Consider the following 22,583-nt stretch of genomic DNA (forward strand, 5'->3'; position numbering starts at 1 on the left):
GTGTTGCCGACTGGCTCCGCGGCCATATTCCAACGCGTGAGAACATAGCCGCTAACCGTTGGCTCGCGCCATTTGCGCATCGGCTTTTGAAACCCGATCTGTGGCACTTCAACCGTCGTTCCGTGCCGCGCGCGGTGGCGTTGGGGTTGTTCGTAGCGCCGATTATTCCGGTGGCCCACACCGTCGTCGCGGCGTTGCTTGCCCTGCCGGCCCGCGCGAATATCGTGATCGCGCTGATGATGACGCTGGTCATCAACCCGCTGACCATCCCGCCATTTTATTACGCCGCTTTCCACGTCGGGCGGATTTTGTTGCGATTGGACAAGGCAGCGCCGGGGGCGGTTGTCCTGCCACCGGTTCATACAGCCAACCACTGGGTGGCATGGGTCCTCCACGTCACCGGTCCCGCAGCGCTCGGCACACTCGTCCTGGCGACCATTACATCGGCAGCGGGATATTTTGTTTCCGGCTGGATCTGGCGATTCCGCATCGCACGCAAATGGCGACACCGACACGGACGCCCGCATGGCTGATCGAAACCTGCTGGCCGGCCGAAACCGCGCGATCGGTGCCATTGTCGCGGCTGCGGCAGTCGCGTCGGCAGGGGCTATCCTTAAGGCTACCGCGTCTTTGGCGATTGCAATTGGATTTGGGGGACAGTCGTTTGCGTCGCTGCCCTGCTGCTGCTGTTCCGCCAGCTATACCCGCCGCCATCAGAGGCCGGAACCAATGCCGTCGACTGGTCGCTAGTCCGTGAAGCCGCTGAACAGGGTGGCACGGCCATCGCGATCACCGATCGACAAGGACGGCTGGTTTGCACCAATGACCTGCACGACAGGATGTTCGATGGTCCGGCCACGCCGCCGGGATTGCCAGTCGATGCGGCGGGCATCAATCTGATGACAGCTGCCGGGCGTACCGCATGGCGCGATGGGCAGGCGAGTGCTGCCGGAATCAGGCGCGACGGGCGAGTGCTGAACGTCGATATCGTTCGTGCCGGCGCGGCTCAGGATTGCCTGATCTGGCGGTTTAGCGCCGCGCCGGGCACCGACACTCTATTCGACCCATCGGAGATTATCGACGGAGCCTGGGGCGAGCGCATGGGCGAGGCTGGCGTGATGATCGCTCTGATCGGCAGCGAAGGCCGGGTGCGCGCCGCCAACCGGCCGATGGTGAAACGCGCGACCGGGCGTGGCGATGCGCCGATTGCCGGGCGCGATCTGGCAAGCCTGCTATCGTCGGACAGTCACGGGCAAACGCGCTTCAAGCTGGAGGGGCCACTCGGTACGCCATTGCGGCTGTTCACGATCCCGGTTGCCGCAGAAGCAGAGAATGGCCCGCAACTGGTCGCCCTGATCGACGATGATTCGTTACGCGCAGGCGAGGGGGCCGATATCCCCCTTCAGAAGCTGCTGGCGATGTTGCCGCTCGGACTGGCGCTCGCCGATCGCGACGGCCGGTTTCTCTATATGAATCAGGCATTTATCCGCGCGGCCAATGTCGCAGCGGGATCGACCCCGGTTTATCCAGGGGATCTGGTCATCCGTGACGATAAAACGGCGGTGGCCGATGCTGTTCGGCGGTTTGCGTCAGGACAGACGAGTTCGGGCGACATGTCGGTGCGATTGCGCGATCGACCCGATGAACCCGTGGCACTAACGATGGCAGGCGCGCGCGGGCTGGGCGAGGCTGCGGTTCTGCTCAGCCTGAAGGACAATACCGAGGAGTCGCGCCTGAAACGCGAAGTAGCTCAGGCCACGAAGATGCAGGCCGTCGGTCAGCTTGCCGGCGGTGTGGCGCATGATTTCAACAATATCCTGACCGCGATCATCGGGCATTGCGACCTCATGCTGATGCGCCACACGCCGGGCGACAGCGACTATGACGACATAACTCAAATACGGATCAATTCGAATCGTGCAGCAGGGCTGACGCGGCAATTACTGGCATTTTCCCGGCAGCAGACATTGCGCCCGCAAATCCTGCAACTCCCCGACGTTATCGCCGAAGTTTCGCATCTGCTCCAGCGTTTGCTGGGTGAAACGGTAACGCTGGCGGTCAATCACGGGCGCGCTTTGGGGTCGGTCCGCGCCGATCCGGGGCAGTTGGAACAGGTCATCGTCAATCTGGCGGTGAACGCCCGCGATGCGATGCCAAACGGTGGCACGGTGACATTGCAAACCTATGCCGTGTCTGCTGCCGATGTGCGTAAACTTGGCAGCGATATCATGCCCGTTATCGATTATACGGCGCTGCGGCTGAGCGATACCGGGACCGGAATCCCGCCGGAAATCCTGTCGAAAGTATTCGAACCGTTCTTTACGACAAAGGAAATCGGCAAGGGGACCGGGCTTGGCCTCTCGACTGTCTATGGCATCGTCAAACAGTCGAACGGATTTATCTTCGCCGATTCCAAGGAAGGCGTCGGCACCAGTTTCGTGATCTATTTGCCCGTCCACAAGGCTGAGGAACCGGCGCAGATCGAGGCTCCGGTCAAGGTCGAAAAACCGGCAGACCTATGGGGTAATGAGACCGTTTTGGTGGTCGAGGACGAGGACATGGTGCGCACCGTCGCCGAACGTGCGCTGTCGCGGCATGGCTATACCGTGCTCACCGCGTCGCATGGTGAGGAGGCGCTCGAGATTCTGGGGCAGGGTACGCAGATCGACCTGCTGATTTCCGACGTGGTTATGCCGACAATGGACGGGCCGACGCTTGTTCGCCACGCCCGAGAGCGGTTTCCCGACCTGCCGATCCTGTTCATGTCGGGGTATGCCGAGGAGCAATTGCGCAAGTCGATCCATATCGACCGAGTGGCGTTTTTGCCGAAACCGTTTTCGGTGAAGCAACTGGCCGAAGCGGCGCGTGACGCGCTTGCGGGTACGAAACCCATAATAACATAATCGGAACATATCGTTCTACTCTTGTTCTTTTGGAACAAACCAGATACGAAGCCAATCAGCGCGTTGACCGGATGCGCGTAACGGCTACGAGGGAACAACGACATGGCAGCTCAGTTGAAAGTCATCGGCAGCGATATGGCATCCAAGACAGATAAAGCAGAAAAAGCAGAATCCAGCGACCGGGCACGCGCTCTGGAAGCAGCGCTCGCGCAGATAGATCGTGCGTTCGGCAAAGGCTCGGCAATGAAGCTGGGCAGCCGCGAGAAGATGGAGATCGAGGCGGTTTCGACCGGCTCGCTCGGGCTGGATATTGCGCTCGGTATCGGCGGACTTCCGCGCGGTCGGGTGATCGAGATTTTCGGACCTGAATCGTCGGGTAAGACGACACTGGCCTTGCACGCGATTGCCGAAGCTCAGAAAATCGGTGGCACGGCGGCGTTTATCGACGCCGAACACGCGCTCGACCCGAGCTATGCGAAGAAACTGGGCGTGAACATCGACGAACTGATCGTTTCGCAGCCAGATACCGGTGAGCAGGCGCTCGAGATTTGCGACACTTTGGTCCGTTCCAATGCAGTCGATGTTCTGGTGATCGATTCGGTCGCAGCACTCGTGCCGCGCGCTGAAATCGAAGGAGAGATGGGCGACAGTCACGTCGGCCTGCAGGCACGTCTGATGAGCCAGGCGCTGCGCAAGATCACCGGGTCGATCAGCCGCTCACGCTGCACGGTTATCTTCATCAATCAGATTCGCATGAAGATCGGTGTAATGTACGGTTCGCCCGAAACGACGACGGGCGGCAACGCGCTGAAATTCTATGCCAGCGTCCGTCTCGACATTCGCCGCACCGGCCAGATCAAGGAACGCGACGATATCGTCGGCAACACGACTCGCGTGAAGGTCGTGAAGAACAAGGTCGCGCCACCGTTCAAGCAGGTCGAATTCGACATCATGTACGGCGAAGGCATTTCAAAGACCGGCGAAATCCTCGACCTCGGCGTGAAGGCCGGGATCGTTGAGAAATCGGGTTCGTGGTTCAGCTATGATTCGATTCGCATCGGTCAGGGTCGCGAAAATTCGAAGACTTATCTGAAGGACAATCCGGAAGTTGCCGACCGGCTTGAAAAGGCCATCCGCCAGCGCACGGACAAGGTTGCCGAGGAGCTGATGGTCGGCCCCAGCGAAGACGATGATTCGGAATGAAAATCGGTCTGCCTAATTACGTCGAGCTACCGGCGGCCGATATAGCCGCCGCCAAGACGTTTTATGCAGACGTATTTGGCTGGGGCCTTGTTGATTATGGTCCCAGCTATGCTTGCACGACGACCGGAACAGTCGATGTCGGACTTCAGGGTGACCCCGACGAAGCATCCAAGGCTCCGTTGCCGGTGTTGCCCGTAACTGACATCGACGCTGCGCTGGCTGCGGTAATCAAAGCAGGCGGCCAAATTGTTCGACCGATCTTCGCATTTCCGGGCGGCCGCCGTTTTCAGTTTCTCGATCCGAATGGCAATGAACTGGCGATCATGCAGGCCGATGATTGAACTTGGTTTACGGGGAACTTAGCGCGTCATCTTCCCAAGCGCGATGCTCTTCCCTACATCGCTGGCCATGACATCGACCAACGACATCCGCCGCTCGTTCCTCGACTATTTTGCAGGGGAAGGTCACGAGCGCGTCGCGTCTTCGCCGCTCGTGCCACACAACGATCCAACGTTGATGTTCGTCAACGCGGGAATGGTGCCGTTCAAGAACGTCTTCACCGGCCTCGAACATCGAGCTTATAGCACCGCGACATCCAGTCAAAAGTGCGTTCGCGCTGGCGGCAAGCATAACGATCTCGACAATGTCGGCTATACCGCCCGCCATCACACATTCTTCGAAATGCTCGGCAATTTCTCGTTCGGCGATTATTTCAAGGAACGCGCGATCACGCTCGCATGGGCGCTGCTCACAAAGGATTGGGGCCTTGATCCGAACCGGCTGACCGTCACCGTCTATCATACCGATGACGAGGCCTTTGACCTTTGGAAAAAGATCGCGGGGCTTCCCGATCACCGTATCATTCGCATCCCGACTTCGGACAATTTCTGGGCGATGGGTGACAGCGGACCGTGCGGGCCGTGCTCCGAGATTTTCTATGACCATGGCGACCATATCCCCGGCGGACCTCCGGGAAGCCCCGACGAAGACGGCGACCGTTTTGTCGAGATCTGGAATCTGGTGTTCATGCAATATGACCAGATCGCAGGCGGTCCCCGCCTCGACCTGCCGAAACCATCGATCGATACCGGAATGGGACTGGAGCGCGTCGCCGCCGTCATGCAGGGCGTTCACGACAATTACGATACCGACACTTTCCGCGCACTGATTGCAGAATCGGGCAATCTGACCAAGACACTGACGACGGGCGCTACCCAGGCATCGCACCGGGTCATTGCCGACCATCTTCGCGCATCCAGCTTTCTGATCGGCGACGGCGTCCTGCCCGCGAGCGAGGGGCGCGGCTATGTCCTGCGACGGATCATGCGCCGTGCGATGCGCCATGCCCAGTTGCTCGGTGCAGCCGAACCGCTGATGTATCGCCTCGTGCCTTCGCTGGTTGCAGAGATGGGCAGCGCCTATCCCGAACTGGTGCGCGCACAACCGCTGATCGAAGCAACGCTGCTTCAGGAAGAGACGCGCTTTCGCCAGACCCTCAATAATGGGTTGAAACTGCTCGACGAGGCGACCGCGACGCTCGGTGAAGGCGATACGCTGCCCGGCGAAACGGCCTTCAAGCTCTATGACACCTATGGTTTCCCCTATGATTTGACCGAGGACGCGTTGCGCGGGCGCAATATCGGCGTCGATAAAACTGGTTTCGATGAAGCAATGGGCCGCCAGAAGGCAGCCGCGCGCGCCGCATGGAAGGGTTCGGGAGACGCCGCATCCGCCGACATCTGGTTCGACATAGTCGACACGCTCGGTGGCACGGAATTTACCGGCTATTCGAGCGACGCCAGCGATGGTCAGATCGTAGCGATCATCAAGGACGGTGCTCAGGTCGATCGTGCGACTGCAGGCGACAAGGTCATCGTCCTGACCAATCAAACGCCATTTTACGGCGAAAGCGGCGGGCAGGCTGGCGACGCGGGGACAATCACCGGCGACAACGGACTGTCGGCTAAGATCAGCGATACCGGCAAGCAATTGGGCCGGTTGCACACACACCAGACCATTATCGACAGCGGTAACATCGCGGTCGGCGATACGGTGCATTTAAGCATCGATACCGAACGACGCGATCAATTGCGTGCTAACCATAGCGCAACGCATCTTTTGCACGCGGCGCTGCGGAACCGGCTTGGCGGGCATGTTTCGCAAAAAGGCAGCCTTGTCGCTGCGGATCGTTTGCGGTTCGACTTTTCGCACTCCGCCGCACTGTCGAGCGAAGATATTGCCGTCATCGAGCGCGAGGTTAACGCCCGCATTCGCGAAAACGATGCCGTCACAACGCGGCTTATGACCCCCGACGATGCGGTCGCGGCAGGCGCGCTTGCCTTGTTCGGTGAAAAATATGGCGATGAAGTCCGCGTGCTGTCGATGGGCAGGGATAGTGGCGACGGGCATTATTCGGTCGAACTGTGCGGCGGCACTCACGTCGCGGCGACGGGCGACATCGCTTTGTTCAAAATCGTTTCCGAAAGCGCCGTATCCTCTGGCATCCGACGTATCGAGGCATTGACCGGGGAAGCGGCCCGACTGTGGCTGACCGCCCGCGAAGATCGCCTGAAGGAAGTTGCCTCCGCGCTCAAGGCGTCGCCCGACGACGTGCCGAATCGTGTCATGGCTCTGATCGAAGCGCAGCGAAAGCTGGAGCGCGAATTGGCGGATGCGAAAAAGGCGCTGGCACTCGGTGGCGGTGGCGGGATTGTGACGGAGCCTGAAAAGATCGGTGATTATCAGGTTCTGACGCAGGTTTTCGAAGGTCTGGACGGCAAACAACTCAAATCGCTTGCCGATGAAAAGCGCGCTCAGATCACGTCGGGCATTGTTTTCCTCGTCGCGAGTAACCCTGGGGCAAATACCTATGTCGCGTCAGTGACTCCCGATCTCAGCGATACGCTGAGTGCGGTGGAAATCGTGCAAAAAGGCGTTCTCGCCGGCGGTGGCAAAGGCGGTGGCGGACGTCCCGACATGGCGCAGGGGGTGGACCCGGCGGTCAGGAAGCGGCCGACCTCGCTGTAAAGGCCGCCCGCGCACTTGTCGAAGAGTTGACCGTCTCAGCCTGAACGCGCCGCGCGCAGGCTGCCAAGCCTTGGCAGCGTATCGAGGTGTCCCGAAGCCTTGATCTGCGCGCGGAGTTCGTCGCGTTTCTCGTGGATCGATGCGATGACCGGCCCCATTGCGACACCCAGATCGACGAGAACGGCTTCGGAAAGCTGCAACGAGCTTTCCAAGGTTTCGGGCACAGCATCGGTGCAACCCGCGCGATACAGTTCGCCCGCATGTTCGGGGTCGCGCGCACGGGCAACGATCTTCAAGTCGGGATGCGCCTGGCTCAGGCGACGCGCAAGACGAACTGCCTGCACGGGATCGTCCATGGTCATCACAAGTGCGGAAGCGTTTTCGATCCCAACGCTTTCGAGTACGCCATCGCGCCCCGCATCACCAAACCTAACATGTTTTCCCTCACGACGAGCCGCCGCAACGATATCGACATCGGCCTCGAGAGCGAGCCACGGCAGATTATGGGTGTCCAGCATAGCGGCAACCATCTCACCGACGCGGCCATATCCGATGATAATCGTGCCCGCCTCCGCGACCGGGTCGGTGCTGGCAAAAGGCACATCACGCCATTCGGTCCGGCGCGCGAACTCATGGCCGACCCACGCCAGCAGAGGCGTAATGGTGAGGCCGATCGCGGTAACCACCTGCCAGAAAGCGGCTGTATCCGCCGCGATCAACCCGGCAGTTGCCGCCGCGCCGAGCACGATCAAAGTCGTTTCAGACGGGCTAGCCATCAACACACCCGTTTCGGTCGCGATTCCACCGCGTACACCGCCAATGCGTAGTGCAAGCGTAGTAACGACAGCCTTGATGATTACGACCCCGGCGATCGCCGCCAACAGGGCGGGCCATTGCTGCAATACCATCACCAGATCAAGGCTCATGCCGACGGTGATCAGGAATATTCCGAGGGCAAGGCCACGGAAGGGGGCTACAACCGATTCGACTTCATGGGCATAGTCGGTTTCGGCAATCAGCAGTCCGGCGACGAGCGCACCGACGATCGGCGAGAGGCCGACCGCGACTGTCGCGACGCTGGCGAGGATGACGACGAGCAAACTGGCGGACAGGAACAATTCGGGCGTTTTTGTGCGCGCGGCCTGGGCAAACAGGCGAGGGAGAACGAATGGGCCAGCAATCAGCATCGCTCCAACCGTCAAGCCGCCACCCAGCAACAGTTTCAGAACGCCATCGAACCCCGCGGCCGAGCCCCCCAACGCCCCCAGCGCGAATACGATTGGGACCAGCGCAAGATCTTCGAACAGCAACATGGCAAAGGCAAGCTTGCCGACGGCGCTGGTCGATCCCGCAATCGGAAGCACCAATGCGGTCGATGACAGGGCGAGCGCGATCCCGAGCCCTGCCGCTGCCCCGGTTGTTTCACCGGTTATCAACAACACCGCTGCGATAAGGATGGCCGAAATGATAAGTTGCGTTGCGCCAAATCCTACAACACGCTTTCGCATTGACCACAGCCTACGAAAAGACAGCTCCAACCCTATGGAAAACAAGAGTAATATGATGCCAAGTTCGGCAAATGGCTCGACCGCATGGGGGTCGGTTATCGAAAGATGATAAAGCCACGGAAATTGCGGCTGCAGCGCGCCAAGTCCGTGGGGACCCACCAAAATTCCGACCAGAATGAATCCGATGATCGGTGTTATTCGGAAACGGGCAAAGGCGGGAATAACCAGCCCGGCCGCTCCGAGAATTACAAGGGCGTCGCTTGCTGCTGCTGAGGGTATTCCATTGCTCATGGCTCCTCCTAACGCGGTTTTCGTTCAGAAGGCAGGCCAGTTGTTCGCTTTTTCGAAATGAATACCGCTCGGCAAAAAGGGTGCGGCCCAGTCGCCACCCCCTCTGTTTGATTACTTATTCCAGTCGTTCATTGCGTTTTCGAGGTTCTGGCGGATGGCCTCGAAGAACTGCTCGGTCGTCATCCACGGCTGATCCGGGCCGATCAGAATGGCGAGATCCTTGGTCATGCCACCCTGTTCGACAGTGTAGATGCAGGCACGCTCGAGCGTTTCAGCAAACTTCACCACGTCCGGCGTGTCGTCGAACTTGCCGCGATATTTCAGGCCGCCGGTCCATGCGAAGATCGATGCGATCGGGTTGGTCGAGGTCGCCTTGCCCTCTTGATACATACGATAATGGCGGGTCACGGTACCGTGCGCGGCTTCGGCTTCAACGGTTTTGCCGTCTGGCGTCAGCAGGACCGAAGTCATCAGGCCGAGAGAGCCGAAGCCCTGTGCGACCTGATCCGACTGCACGTCGCCGTCATAGTTCTTGCAGGCCCAAACGAATTTGCCCGACCATTTCAGCGCGGACGCAACCATGTCGTCGATCAGGCGATGTTCGTAAACGATCTTGGCTTCAGCGAACTGGGTTTTGAATTCAGCGTCGAACACTTCCTGAAACAGATCCTTGAAGCGGCCATCATAGGCTTTCAGGATGGTGTTCTTGGTCGACAGGTACAGCGGCCAGCCACGTCCCAGCGCATAGTTCATGCTGGCACGGGCAAAGTCGCGGATCGAATCGTCCAGGTTGTACATCGCGAGCGCGACGCCTGCCGATGGATACTGGAACACTTCCTCGTCAATGACCGTGCCGTCATCGCCTTCGAATACGAGGCGCAATTTGCCGGGGCCGGGGACGAGGAAATCGGTCGCGCGATACTGATCACCGAATGCGTGACGACCGATAACGATAGGATCGGTCCAACCGGGAATCAGGCGTGGGACGTTCTTGATTACGATAGGTTCGCGAAAAACGCAGCCACCGAGAATGTTGCGAATCGTGCCGTTCGGCGACTTCCACATCTTTTTCAGGTTGAATTCGGTAACGCGCGCTTCGTCGGGGGTGATCGTGGCGCACTTAACGGCAACACCATATTGTTTGGTCGCGTTGGCCGATTCCACGGTGACGCGGTCGTCGGTTGCATCGCGATTTTCGACAGCAAGATCATAATATTTCAGGTCGATATCAAGGTAAGGCAAGATCAGCCGTTCGCGAATCCACTGCCAGATGATCCGGGTCATCTCGTCGCCGTCGATTTCGACGATTGGGTTTTTTACCTTAATCTTGGCCATGTGTTGTTTGCTCCTGGGGATGGAATTTGCGCCGTCGTTAGAGGCGGAGGCGCAGGCAATCAACCACGCGCATTGTCTTGGCCGGTCTGGTTGCTTACAAAAGGCAACATGGCATCACAAATTCCCGGCTCGCCCGGCTCGACACCCCCAAGTTCTGCTCCCAATTCGAGCCAGGTCGCAAATGGCGTGAAATGGCGATTTCCGCCGGTACACCCCGAAGGTCGCAAATTTGCTGCCATCGCCGCAGGCATAACGTTTATCGCTTTCATCTGGATTCACTGGCTGACCTGGCCGTTGATAATCGTGACAGCATGGGTTGCTGCATTTTTTCGCGATCCGGTGCGGTCTGTACCCCAGGGCGATGATCTGATCGTCGCACCTGCAGACGGCCTGATCACCTTGATTGAGACGGTTCCGGTTCCACGCGAGTTGAGTGGAGAAGGCGGGCTGGGCGATCTGCCCGTAACCCGTGTCTCGATTTTCATGAGCGTGTTCGACGTTCATATCAATCGCACCCCGATCTCAGGCACCGTTACGCGCGTCGTTTATATTGCGGGCAAGTTTCTCAACGCCGATCTCGACAAAGCCAGTGAAGAGAATGAACGCCAGCACCTGTTGGTCGAGCGTCGTGATGGTGTGCGGATCGGATTTACGCAGATCGCGGGGCTGGTTGCCCGCCGCATCATGCCATTCGTAAAGCCGGGTGACATGGTTGCCGCTGGTCAGCGTATCGGACTTATCCGCTTCGGCAGCCGCGTCGATGTGTTCCTGCCCGCTGGCACAGCACCCCGCGTGGCTTTGGGTCAGCGCAGCGTTGCGGGAGAAACCGTCCTCGCGGTGATCGGCAACCCGAATCCGGCCAGCGGCATCAGCCAGTGAAGTCGACGGCACCTGTCGGTGCGCGACGCGGTATCCCGCTGCGTGCGGTCGCACCCAATGCGGTTACGGCGCTGGCATTGTGTTCGGGCCTGACGGCGGTTCGGTTTGCCATTGCCGGTGAATGGGAACGCGCACTGGCTGCGATCATTATTGCGGGCGTTCTCGATGGACTGGATGGGCGGATTGCGCGGCTTTTGAAAGGCGAAAGCCGTTTCGGAGCTGAGCTTGATTCGCTGTCCGATGTAATCGCTTTCGGTGTTGCTCCGGCGCTGGTGACGTTTTTGTGGTCACTGAATGCGGTGCCGCGATATGGCTGGATATTCTCGCTGGCCTATACTGTTTGCGCCGCACTTCGCCTCGCACGCTTTAATGCTGCGATCGATACCGCGGATCAGCCGCATAAATCCGCCGGGTTTTTGACGGGGATACCTGCGCCCGCTGCAGCTGGCCTTGCTCTGCTGCCAATATATTTGTGGCTCGTTACCGAATCGCACTGGTTCCGCGAACCTTATGTCGCGGGTCCATGGCTGGCCTTCGTTGCTTTCCTGATGATTTCGAATCTGGCGACATTTAGCTGGGGATCGCTCCGGCTCCGGCGTCGTATCAGGCTCGAAGCGCTTGCTGGCATCGCAATTCTGTTCGGCGCTTTGTTATCTGCACCATGGCCCACCCTGACGCTCGTCTGTGTTGTCTATCTAGCCCTCATCCCAATGGGGATGAGGAGCTATGCCAAGATCAAGCGGCTGCGCGCCACTGCGGCGATGCAGCAACAGGCTGAATTCCCGACAACGTCCTGAAACGAACGGCACGACGTACGCGTGGTGCCGATGGAGCCGGATTAAACAGCGCCTGACCAGCGAGCGCTGACAGCACAGCCGTGCCCGATTCGCGCACGGTGTAGGTGATAATACTCATGCCAAAAACAATCAGCCCGAATGACGTCATGGCAGCCAAAAGATGAACCATGTCACAAACTCCCTAGTGCCGATCAAACTTCGGCGTTGCGTCTTTGTTCCATGTTCTTGTTATGTTCTAGACTATCCGCTTGTCAACAACCAAATACAGGGCTACGGGGACCATCCATTCCACATGGGAAGCACCAAACCGGTGTTCGAGCGGCGACCGTTCGAATCATCGCTTCCCAGAGGTTAAACCGGGTTAAGGAGAACTGATTATGGCGGCACCAGTCGTCACGATGCACCAGCTGTTAGATGCAGGCGCACATTTTGGACACCAGACACACCGCTGGAACCCAAAGATGAAACCATACATCTTTGGCGACCGCAACGGCGTCCACATTCTCGATCTTTCGCAGACCGTACCTTTGATGGCGCGCGCGCTCGATTTCGTTTCGCAGATTTCTGCGGGCGGCGGCAAGGTTCTGTTCGTTGGCACCAAGCGCCAGGCTCAGGAGCCTATCGCTGACGCTGCTCGTGCTTCGGGCCAGCATTTCGTCAACCATCGCTGGTTGGGCGGCATGCTCACCAACTGGAAGACAATCTCCGGTTCGATCAAGCGCTTCAAGGCGCTGGAAGAGCAGCTTTCCGGCGACACGACGGGCCTTACCAAGAAGGAAGTCCTTCAGCTTACCCGTGAGCGCGACAAGTTCGAGCTTTCGCTCGGCGGCATTCGCGACATGGGCGGCATCCCCGATGTCATGTTCGTGATCGATGCGAACAAGGAAGAACTGGCGATCAAGGAAGCCAACACGCTCGGTATTCCGGTCGTCGCGATCCTCGATTCGAACGTTTCGCCTGACGGTATCGCATTCCCGATCCCAGCCAACGACGATGCAAGCCGGGCAATCCGCCTGTATTGCGAAGCTATCGGCGCTGCTTCGACCCGCAATGGGCAGCAGAAGGGCATTGATTTCGGCGCAATGGTCGAGCCTCCGGTCGAGCCAGCATTGGCTGCACCTGAAGCAGCGCCAGTTGCCGAAGCTGCGCCTGCCGAGGCAGCACCAGCTACCGTCTAAGCCGTCACCGGCTAGTCATAACGACGGGGCAGGGCGCGTGAACACGTGTCCGCCCCGTCTGCATATCAGATAAAGGAATTAGGCAAATGGCAGAGATCACAGCCGCTAGCGTCAAGGAACTGCGCGAGATTTCCGGCGCAGGCATGATGGATTGCAAGAAGGCACTGAACGAAACCGACGGCAACATGGATGCAGCGGTCGATTGGCTGCGCACCAAGGGGCTGGCGACTGCGGCTAAAAAGGCCGGTCGTGCGGCTTCCGAAGGTCTCGTCGGCGTGGCCGTCAGCGGCAACACGGGTGCCGCTGTCGAAGTCAACTCCGAGACCGATTTTGTTGCAAAGAACGAGCAGTTCCAGAACTTCGTGCGTTCGGCGACCGAACTCGCGCTGACCAACGGCACGATCGAGGCACTTGGCGCGGCGACGATGCCACAGGGCGGATCGGTTCAGGACGTGCTGACCGCGAACATCGCCACGATCGGTGAGAACCAGTCGCTGCGTCGCGTTGCCACTGTTTCCGTGAACGAGGGCGCTGTCGTGTCCTATGTCCACAATGCGGCGGCTCCCGGCCTCGGCAAGATCGGTGTTCTCGTCGCGCTTGAAGGCAATGCCGACAAGGCGAAGATCGAAGCACTCGGTAAGCAGTTGGCGATGCATATCGCTGCTGCCAGCCCTGCTGCACTTCACGAGGAAGGCCTTGATGCCGCACTCGTCGAGCGTGAGCGTGCGATTGCCATGGAAAAAGCAGCCGAAAGCGGCAAGCCAGCCAACATCATCGAAAAGATGGTCGAAGGTGCAATCGCCAAGTTCCGCAAGGAAAACGCGCTGTTGAGCCAAGTGTTCGTCATGGACAACAAAACCAAAATTTCGGACGTCGTTGCTGCGGCTGCAAAGGACGCAGGGGCAGCATTGCGCTGACCGCCTATGTCCGTTTCCAGCTTGGCGAAGGCATTGAGAAGGTTGTCAGCGACTTTGCCGCTGAAGTTGCCGCTACTGCGGGCGTCAAACAGCCCGCCTAATCTGATTAGCTGAGCCTCGGCGCTTGGAATCGGCGCGTACCCAATCTAGGGTGCGCGCCGCCTGCCTCCTATTCGAAAGCACCCCGCGCGCCATGAGCCGCTCCAGCTACAAACGAATATTACTGAAACTGTCGGGCGAAGTCCTGATGGGGCCAGGTCAGTTCGGTATCGATTCCGAAACGGTCGCGCGACTTGCTCAAGAGGTTAAAGCGGCCAAGGATTCGGGCTTTGAGCTGTGCCTTGTCATTGGTGGCGGCAACATCTTTCGCGGAATCGCCGGTGCAGCATCGGGCATGGATCGAACCGCTGCCGACTACATGGGTATGCTGGCGACAGTGATGAACGCGCTGGCATTTCAGGATGCGCTCGAGAAAATCGGTGTCGATACCCGTGTGCAGTCGGCAATTCCGATGGCGACGGTTTGCGAACCCTATATCCGGCGCCGCGCGATGCGGCACATGGAGAAGGGGCGGATCGTTATTTTTGCCGCGGGAACGGGCAATCCATTCTTCACAACCGACACGGCATCCGCATTGCGCGCTGCCGAAATGGGCTGTGATGCTTTGTTCAAGGGGACGAGCGTCGATGGTGTTTACAACGCCGATCCGAAGCAGGATCCGACTGCGACCCGTTATGAATCCTTGAGTTTTAATCGCGTCCTGTCAGACAATCTGAAGGTCATGGATGCGGCAGCTGTCGCGCTGTGCCGCGACAATCATATTCCGATCGTGGTGTTCAATATCCGCGAACAGGCTAATCTAGCGCTCGTATTAAGCGGGCAGGGCACGGCGACAATCGTCGGCAAAGAGGACAGTTAAGTTATGGCCGCATACGACAAAGCCGATCTGGAACGCCGGATGCTCGGTGCCGTTGAATCGCTAAAGGGCGATCTTGGCGGACTACGCACCGGGCGAGCTTCGGTGAACCTGCTCGATCCCGTCACGGTCACGGTTTACGGCGCGAATATGCCGTTGAACCAGATTGCCACCGTTTCGGCACCGGAGCCCCGGATGCTGTCGGTTCAGGTCTGGGACAAGGGCAATGTCGGCCCCGTCGACAAGGCGATCCGTTCGGCCGGCCTTGGCCTGAACCCGATCGTCGACGGCACGAACATCCGCCTTCCAATTCCCGATTTGACAGAGGAACGTCGCAAGGAGCTGGCTAAGCTAGCCGGTCAATACGCAGAAAAAGCACGTATCGCAGTGCGCAATGTTCGTCGCGACGGTATGGATGCGCTGAAGATAGACGAAAAGAAGAGCGAAATCAGCGAGGACGATCGCAAAAAACGCGAGACCGAAGTGCAAAAGATGACCGACAGCACGATTGCCGATATTGATTCGACGTCGGCTGCCAAGGAAAAGGAAATCCTCGGCAAGTGAGCGCTGTTGCCGCCACAACGGGAACCTCCGGGGCGACCGCGTGCGGCAAAACGTCCGGCGAGCTGCGCCACGTTGCGATCATTATGGACGGCAATGGCCGCTGGGCGAAAAAGCGATTTTTGCCACGGATTGCTGGTCATCGCAAAGGCATCGAAGCCGTTCGCGCGGTCAGTAGAGGAGCTCGCGAACAGGGTATCGACGTCCTGACGCTCTATGCGTTTTCATCGGAAAACTGGCGACGCCCGGCAGAGGAAATCAGCGACCTGATGGGTTTGCTTCGCCATTTCATCCAGACCGACATTGACGAGCTGGACGAGAGCAACGTCCGTTTGCGCGTAATCGGCGATCACAATGCGTTTGCGCCCGATCTTGTCGCGTTAATCGATGCGGCGGTTGAACGAACATCGACGAACAGCGGATCGACGCTGGTAATCGGCCTGAATTATGGGTCGCAGGACGAGATCGTTCGTGCAGCGCGTAAATTGGCCGGTCGTGATCCTGCGACGATCGATGCGGCGGCGCTTGAAGCTGAGCTTGATACCGGCGACCTGCCACCGGTCGATCTTCTGATCCGCACGTCGGGCGAACAACGGCTGTCCAACTTCATGCTGTGGCAGGCTGCATATGCCGAACTGCTGTTTGTCGATACGCTGTGGCCCGATTTCGGCAAGGCGGCGCTGGCGGAAGCGGTTGCGACATACAATCTGCGCGAGCGGAGGTTTGGCGGGCTTTGACGATCGACGGTTCAGTGAAGAGCTCCGATCTTCGGACGCGTTTTCTTTCGGCATTTGCAATGGTCGTCGTGGCTTTTGCGGCGTTCTGGCTGGGCGGCTATGTGTTCCTGGCGTTCGTCGGACTGCTCGCCGTGGGCCTATTGTGGGAATGGTGGGGTCTTGCTCGGCGTATCACGATAAACCCTGTCGGAAGGGCAGGCTGGCTGCTCGCCGGACTGATCTATATCGGCCTGTCATGCACGATGTTTGCTGCTTCTTACTTCCTCGGCATCCTCGCGCTGCTCCCGGCCATAATCGCAGTACTCCTTGTCATAGCGACTGACGTAGGCGCGTACTTCGTCGGGCGGACAGTCGGCGGCCCAAAGCTCTGGCCCAGGGTCAGCCCCAACAAAACGTGGTCGGGCCTCGCGGGTGGCATGATCGCTTCCGCAATCGCGTTACTACTGTTGTCCACACCGAATTCGATTGGCCGCGCAATATATCTGATCGTTTTCGGATTTCTGGTGGCGATCATCGCGCAAGCGGGTGACTTATTTGAAAGCAGAATGAAACGAATGGCTGGGGTAAAGGATTCGGGGCGCCTATTGCCTGGTCATGGCGGGCTGTTCGACCGGCTCGACGGACTGCTCGCGGTTCAGTTCGTTCAGGCGCTGCTGATGCTGGTCGCCACCGGGGCGGTGCTGCGATGACGCGTTCGGTTTCTATCCTTGGAGCAACGGGATCGGTCGGACAATCGACTCTGGATCTAGTATTGCGCGAGCCAAACAAGTTCGATGTCGTGGCACTGACCGCCCATCGCGATGTGGCGGGACTGGCAAAGGCGGCGCGCGCGACGAATGCAAAGCTGGCGGTAATTTCCGACCCGACGCTTCATGGCGCGCTTGTCGATGCGCTCAGCGGAACGAATACCGAAATCGCGAGCGGCGACGAAGCCGTTACCGATGCCGCCTGCCGCGACGCCGACTGGCTGATGGCGGCGATCGTCGGATGCGCTGGCCTCAAATCGACAATGGCCGCGCTAAAGTGCGGTCGGACCGTGGCGTTTGCAAACAAGGAATCGCTGGTCTCCGCCGGGTCGTTGATGATCAGTGCGGCCGAAGCCTCGGGAGCAACGCTGCTTCCCGTTGATTCAGAACATAACGCGATATTTCAGTGCCTTGCAGGAAACTCTGCCAAGACCGTCCGAAAGATTGTACTGACCGCGAGCGGTGGCCCATTTCGGACATCTACACTCGAGCAAATGGCTGCTGCCACGCCGGAAACCGCGGTGAAGCATCCCAACTGGTCGATGGGCGCAAAAATCTCTGTGGATTCTGCGACGATGATGAACAAGGGTCTCGAGTTGATCGAGGCGCATTATCTGTTCGCGACCGAAAGCGCACGGCTCGGTGTGCTATTTCACCCGCAGTCCGTGGTGCACTCGATGGTCGAATATATCGACGGGTCGGTGCTGGCACAGATGGGATCGCCCGACATGCGAATCCCCATCGCATCGACGCTGGCTTGGCCCGATCGCATGGAAACGGGTGCAGAACCGTTGAACCTTGCCGCAATCGGGCGGCTGGATTTCGAAGAACCTGATCTGGCGCGCTTTCCAGCGCTGACCCTAGCGCGCGACGCTCTTGAAGCAGGTGGCGCACGTCCGGCGGTGTTGAACGCGGCAAACGAAACTGCGGTCGCCGCGTTTCTGGCCCGTCGTATCGGCTTCCTCGCAATCGCCGATGTTGTGAAGGCCGTGCTTGACCGCTATGATCCGGCCGATCCTGCGACGATCGAAGACGTGCTGGCAATCGATGCCGAAGCACGCCGCGTTGCAGAAACCGCCATGAAGGGCCTGACTGCTTGATCGAAACTCCCGGCATACTCTGGTCGATCCTCTTCTTTGCGCTCGCCATTGCGCCGCTCATCTTCATTCACGAGATGGGGCATTACCTGGTCGGACGCTGGTGCGGCGTGAAGGCTGAGGTGTTTTCAATCGGATTCGGCAAACCTCTTGCCAAATGGTCGGACAAACGTGGCACACGCTGGCAGATCGGTTGGATGCCGTTGGGCGGCTATGTCCGCTTTGCCGGTGACATGACCGCAACAAGCGAGCCGACCGCCGAATGGCTGTCCCTGCCCCCCGAAGAGCGCAACCGGACGTTTCAGGCAAAGCCGGTATGGCAGCGCGCACTCATCGTGCTGGCGGGGCCGGCAACGAATTTTTTGTTCGCGATCATCGTTTTCGCTGGGCTTTTCAGCTTTTACGGCGAACCCCGCGTCGACCCGGTGATCGGTGCGGTCGTTCCCGGTTCCGCCGCTGCGCAAGCTGATCTGCGTGCCGGGGACCGTATCGTTGCGATCGATGGCAATCCCATCAGTCGGTACGACCAGATTGCGATGATCGTTCAGGTTCGCGCGAACCAGGTCACGGTATTTTCCATCCAGCGTGGGTCGGTGCCGCTCAACATTTCGGTGACACCGAAAGCGGAAAAGGTGGATAATCCCGGCGGCGCTCCCGTGTTGCTCGGTCGCGCAGGGATCATGTCCGGCCCCGTTCGTATGGTGAAGCTACAGTTTTGGGAGCTTCCGGGCGCTGCTGTGAAATTTACGGGGCAAGCGGTCGGCGGCATGATGACCGGACTGCGTCAGATAATCGTCGGTCAACGCTCGGTCGATGAACTTGGCGGCCCCGTGAAGATGGCGCGCATATCCGGCGAAGTCGCGATGGGCACGCCGATCCAGTTCCTATTCTTCATGACGATGATCTCGATTAATCTGGGATTCATCAACCTGTTGCCAATTCCGACGCTCGATGGCGGACATCTTGTATTTTATGTCGCCGAAGCGGTTCGACGCAAACCGGTGGGTCTGCGCGCTCAGGAATGGGCGTTCAAATCGGGACTTGTCATGCTGCTGGCGTTCATGTTGTTTGTGACAGTCAACGATCTCGGCCTGTGGAATCGTCTAGCCGGGTTGATTGGCTAGTGCGCATCGGGCAGGGCGATGCACCATTTTTATTTCTGAGTAAGGGCCGGACCGCGTGACAGCGAACAAGTCAGTTTTTCAAGGCGGCCGCTATTTATCCGTCCTGCTCGTAGGAACCATGCTTGGCGGCGCTCCAGCGCTTGCGCAGCGGAATCGGCCCACGCCTCAGCCTGCGACAAGCCTGCTGTCGCCCGCGCCACCAGCGCCTGCACCGGTTACAGACGGCGGCACGATCAAATCGATCGCCGTCAGTGGTGCCCAACGCATCGAGCCGGAAACGGTTCGATCTTATGTGAAACTGCGGATCGGCGGCGCGTACACTCGCGAATCGCTTGATCAGGCGTTGCAGGATCTTTTTGCGACCGAACTTTTTGCCGACGTCCAAATTCGCGACGAAAACGGTGCTCTAACGATTATCGTTAAAGAAAACCCGGTCATTAACCGGATCGTGTTCGAGGGTAACAAGCGCATCAAGGAGGATAAGCTCTCCAAGGAACTGAAGCTTGCTCCGCGCCAGATCTTTACGCGGTCGAAGGTGCGTGCCGATATCGCGCGCATCATCGAACTTTATCGACGCCAGGGCCGGTTCGCTGCCACCGTCGAACCAAAGATGGTCATGCTCGACCAGAATCGCGTCGATGTGGTGTATGAAGTTTCGGAAGGGCCAAAGTCCAAGGTCCGGCAGATCAACATCATCGGGAACACTAAGTTTTCGGATGGCGAGCTCCGCAGCGAGATGGTGACGAAGCGTTCGAGTCTGTCGCGGATGCTCTCGTCGAATACGAGCTACGATCCTGACAAACTTGCCTATGATCAAGGCAAGCTGCGCCAATTTTACCTGACCAATGGTTACGCCGATTTCCGGGTCGTTTCAGCCGTGTCAGAACTGACGCCAGACAAGCGTGATTTCATCATCACCTATGTCGTGGAAGAGGGCGAACGCTATAAATTCGGCGATATCGACGTCGAAAGCGACATTCGCGATTTCAAGGCGACAACCGTCAAGACGTTGCTGCCGATGCATAAAGGCGAATGGTATAACGCCAAGCTTGTCGAGGACACGGTCGACAATGTGACAAAAACTGCGGGCCTGCTCGGTTACGCATTTGCGCAGATCGATCCACAATTCGACCGGCAAAAAGACACACGGACGATGAACATCACGTTCCGCGTTGCCGATGCACCGCGCGTTTATGTCGAGCGTATCGACGTGAACGGCAATACGCTTACGCAGGACAAAGTCGTGCGTCGCGAATTCCGACTGGCAGAGGGCGACGCATTCAACAGCTATTCGGTCAAGCGTTCGGAAGATCGCATCAAGTCACTGGGCTTTTTCCAGGAAAAGCTGGAAATCGCGCAAACACAGGGTTCGGCACCCGATCGCGTCATTCTTCAGGCGAATGTCGAAGAAAAATCGACGGGTGAACTTCAGTTGTCGGCCGGTTATTCCAGCCTTGAAAAGTTCATCATCAATGCCTCGATCAAGCAGCGTAACTTCCGCGGCAAGGGCCAGGAACTGCGTGCCTCGGTCAGCTATTCGACTTATTCGAAGTCGGTGGAAGTTGGCTTCACCGAACCGTATCTTTTCGACAAGAATATCGCGCTGGGCGGCGATATTTTCCGCCGGGATTACAACTCGTTCAACTACACCAACAACGGTGACCGCAACACGACCTATTCACAGTTGACGACGGGGTTCCAGCTTCGAACCGGCGTTCCGCTGACCGAGTTTGTGTCGGTCGCAGGACGGTTTGGAGTCAGCTACGATCAGGTTACGCTCGATCAGAATACATATTATATCAACGGCCAATGTAGCCCACTCATTGCCGGTCGCTATTTGTGCGATGCACTGGGCAACCGTCTGACATCGTCGATCGGTTACAGCATCGTTTACGACAATCTGAACAACGGCATCCACCCGACTAAGGGTCAGCGCGCTGTCTTCAGTCAGGACTTTGCCGGACTTGGCGGTGACGTCCATTATCTGCGGACAAGGATCGAGGCGTCGAAATATTGGGATCTTGGGGCTAAGTTCATTGCATCGGCAAGGATGGAAGCCGGATATATCAAGTCTTTCGATTCGAGCGTTAACGGTGCAGATCCAATCCGCCTGACAGATCGTTTCTTCCTCGGTCAGCCGCAACTTCGCGGTTTCGACATTCGTGGTGTTGGTCCCCGTGTGGTGCGAACTCCATATGTCACGGATCCAGTAACCGGCCTTCAGACGAAATCGACCGATACCAGCACTCAAACCGACGATGCACTGGGCGGCCGCGCTTATTATCTGGGTCGGCTTGAACTTGAGATTCCGCTGGGAGCGGGTGCAAAAGAACTCGGGTTGCGGCCTTCGATATTCATTGACGCAGGCGCCGTTTTTGGGACGACCAAACCTGAGCTACAAGACTATATGAATGGCGACACCCGATTGATACAGCCGCTTTTAAGTTCAAGCGGCGGCAAGCAGTGTATCGATACTGCAACATCATCGACCGTGACGCCTATCCCTACCTCCGGTGCCTGCGCTGCTGGAACAACCTTGTATCAGAATGTTATTCCCGGCTTTAGCGAGGCATATTATGGCGACTCTCCCAGCCCTCGTCTCTCGATCGGCTTCGGCGTCAACTGGAACTCGCCATTCGGTCCTTTCCGTATAGATATTGCCAAGGCTCTCTTGAAACAGCCAGGCGATCAAACCAAACTGTTCACATTCAACGTAGGAACCCAATTCTAATGAAAATGATGTTCAAGGCAGCCCTTCTTGCTGCAACTCCATTCGCCGTTGCCGCTGGTATCGTTCCCGTCGCGGTTGCTCAGGCTGCCGGTAACGTCGGCGTTGCCGATGTGCAGGGTGCTATCCAGAAAACAAATGCCTTCACGACTGCAATGACGCAGATGAAGACCACCTATGCCGCTCCGATCGCAGCTTTCGATGCGCGGTCGAAGGCTCTGCAAGCTTCGCTTCAGCCTGAGATCGTTGCGTTCCAGGCGGCGCAAAAAGCTCCCAACGCCAATCAGGCAACTCTGCAGACACAATATGCTGCCATCCAGCAGAAGCAGCAGGCCGCACAGGCCGAATTGCAGCGTTTGTCGGCTCCGATCGCCCGCGCTCAGGCTTATGTCGAAGAACAGATTGGTGCGAAGCTCGATGCTGCCATCAAGACTGCAATGACAGCTAAAGGCATTACCCTTGTAGTCGCTCCACAGGCAGCAATTTCCTATGTGCCATCGGTCGATCTGACGGACGCCATCGTTGCCGAATTGAACAAGAGCGTACCGACCGCAAGCATCACGCCACCAACTGGCTGGGCACCTAATGGACAGGGCGCTCCTGGGAACTCCGCAGCACCACAGGGTCGCTGACTTG

The 22,583-nt window shown here is 58.4% G+C and carries 16 protein-coding genes and 3 pseudogenes; 17 read left to right on the top strand and 2 right to left on the bottom strand.

Annotated elements, in window-relative coordinates:
* Positions 1-86 precede the first annotated feature (86 nt).
* The 5 genes and pseudogenes from D3Y57_RS05990 (at position 87) to alaS (ending at position 7,177) form a co-directional block, all read left to right on the top strand.
* A complete protein-coding gene (locus D3Y57_RS05990) occupies positions 87-533 on the top strand; it encodes a DUF2062 domain-containing protein (RefSeq protein WP_239025951.1) in 447 nt (148 codons plus the stop codon).
* A pseudogene (locus D3Y57_RS06000) lies at positions 526-2,903 on the top strand (hybrid sensor histidine kinase/response regulator). The gene D3Y57_RS05990 and the pseudogene D3Y57_RS06000 overlap by 8 nt, the downstream one beginning before the upstream one ends.
* A gap of 102 nt (positions 2,904-3,005) precedes the next feature.
* Positions 3,006-4,106, top strand: a complete 1,101-nt coding sequence (recA, locus tag D3Y57_RS06005; protein ID WP_121152233.1) for a recombinase RecA — start codon at positions 3,006-3,008, stop codon at positions 4,104-4,106.
* Entirely contained in the window at positions 4,103-4,447 is a 345-nt protein-coding gene (locus tag D3Y57_RS06010) for a VOC family protein (protein WP_347400413.1), read from the top strand. Before recA ends, D3Y57_RS06010 begins: the two co-directional genes overlap by 4 nt.
* A gap of 67 nt (positions 4,448-4,514) precedes the next feature.
* A pseudogene (alaS, locus tag D3Y57_RS06015) lies at positions 4,515-7,177 on the top strand (alanine--tRNA ligase).
* Here the strand turns inward: alaS and D3Y57_RS06020 are convergent.
* Both D3Y57_RS06020 and D3Y57_RS06025 read right to left on the bottom strand, forming a co-directional pair.
* Positions 7,169-8,932 (bottom strand): cation:proton antiporter domain-containing protein, encoded by a 1,764-nt coding sequence (locus D3Y57_RS06020; RefSeq protein ID WP_121152234.1) that lies wholly within the window; start codon positions 8,930-8,932, stop codon positions 7,169-7,171. The pseudogene alaS and the gene D3Y57_RS06020 overlap by 9 nt on opposite strands.
* A 111-nt stretch (positions 8,933-9,043) precedes the next feature.
* Positions 9,044-10,267, bottom strand: a complete 1,224-nt coding sequence (locus D3Y57_RS06025) for an NADP-dependent isocitrate dehydrogenase (RefSeq protein WP_121152235.1) — start codon at positions 10,265-10,267, stop codon at positions 9,044-9,046.
* Between the two features lie 108 nt (positions 10,268-10,375).
* Between D3Y57_RS06025 and D3Y57_RS06030 the strand changes: the two genes are divergently transcribed.
* The 12 genes and pseudogenes from D3Y57_RS06030 (at position 10,376) to D3Y57_RS06085 (ending at position 22,579) form a co-directional block, all read left to right on the top strand.
* On the top strand, positions 10,376-11,146 hold the full coding sequence (locus D3Y57_RS06030; RefSeq protein WP_121152236.1) for a phosphatidylserine decarboxylase: 771 nt from the start codon (positions 10,376-10,378) through the stop codon (positions 11,144-11,146).
* Positions 11,143-11,943, top strand: coding sequence for a CDP-alcohol phosphatidyltransferase family protein (locus D3Y57_RS06035; RefSeq protein WP_121152237.1), 801 nt, complete (start codon positions 11,143-11,145; stop codon positions 11,941-11,943). The genes D3Y57_RS06030 and D3Y57_RS06035 overlap by 4 nt, the downstream gene beginning before the upstream one ends.
* 377 nt (positions 11,944-12,320) lie before the next feature.
* Positions 12,321-13,121: a 30S ribosomal protein S2 gene (rpsB, locus tag D3Y57_RS06040; RefSeq protein WP_121152238.1), complete on the top strand. Its 801-nt coding sequence runs from the start codon at positions 12,321-12,323 to the stop codon at positions 13,119-13,121.
* Between the two features lie 86 nt (positions 13,122-13,207).
* Positions 13,208-14,139, top strand: a pseudogene (gene tsf, locus D3Y57_RS06045) (translation elongation factor Ts).
* Between the two features lie 92 nt (positions 14,140-14,231).
* Positions 14,232-14,957 (top strand): UMP kinase, encoded by a 726-nt coding sequence (gene pyrH, locus D3Y57_RS06050; RefSeq protein ID WP_121152239.1) that lies wholly within the window; start codon positions 14,232-14,234, stop codon positions 14,955-14,957.
* A 3-nt stretch (positions 14,958-14,960) separates the two neighbouring features.
* Positions 14,961-15,518, top strand: a complete 558-nt coding sequence (gene frr / locus D3Y57_RS06055) for a ribosome recycling factor (RefSeq protein ID WP_121152240.1) — start codon at positions 14,961-14,963, stop codon at positions 15,516-15,518.
* Positions 15,519-15,601: 83 nt separating this feature from the next.
* Complete coding sequence (gene uppS / locus D3Y57_RS06060) at positions 15,602-16,252, top strand: polyprenyl diphosphate synthase (protein WP_239026103.1); 651 nt, start codon at positions 15,602-15,604, stop codon at positions 16,250-16,252.
* 14 nt (positions 16,253-16,266) lie between these two features.
* A complete protein-coding gene (locus D3Y57_RS06065; protein WP_239025952.1) occupies positions 16,267-16,941 on the top strand; it encodes a phosphatidate cytidylyltransferase in 675 nt (224 codons plus the stop codon).
* The gene (locus D3Y57_RS06070; RefSeq protein ID WP_121152242.1) at positions 16,938-18,098 is read left to right on the top strand and encodes a 1-deoxy-D-xylulose-5-phosphate reductoisomerase; all 1,161 of its coding nucleotides are present in this window, start codon (positions 16,938-16,940) and stop codon (positions 18,096-18,098) included. The genes D3Y57_RS06065 and D3Y57_RS06070 overlap by 4 nt, the downstream gene beginning before the upstream one ends.
* Positions 18,095-19,219, top strand: a complete 1,125-nt coding sequence (locus tag D3Y57_RS06075; RefSeq protein WP_121152243.1) for a M50 family metallopeptidase — start codon at positions 18,095-18,097, stop codon at positions 19,217-19,219. The genes D3Y57_RS06070 and D3Y57_RS06075 overlap by 4 nt, the downstream gene beginning before the upstream one ends.
* Before the next feature lie 55 nt (positions 19,220-19,274).
* Complete coding sequence (bamA, locus tag D3Y57_RS06080) at positions 19,275-21,950, top strand: outer membrane protein assembly factor BamA (RefSeq protein WP_430739023.1); 2,676 nt, start codon at positions 19,275-19,277, stop codon at positions 21,948-21,950.
* A complete protein-coding gene (locus D3Y57_RS06085; RefSeq protein ID WP_121152244.1) occupies positions 21,950-22,579 on the top strand; it encodes an OmpH family outer membrane protein in 630 nt (209 codons plus the stop codon). Before bamA ends, D3Y57_RS06085 begins: the two co-directional genes overlap by 1 nt.
* Positions 22,580-22,583 lie beyond the last annotated feature (4 nt).

It is taken from the genome of Sphingomonas paeninsulae (assembly GCF_003660165.1).
GTDB classification, from domain to species: Bacteria; Pseudomonadota; Alphaproteobacteria; order Sphingomonadales; family Sphingomonadaceae; genus Sphingomonas_O; species Sphingomonas_O paeninsulae.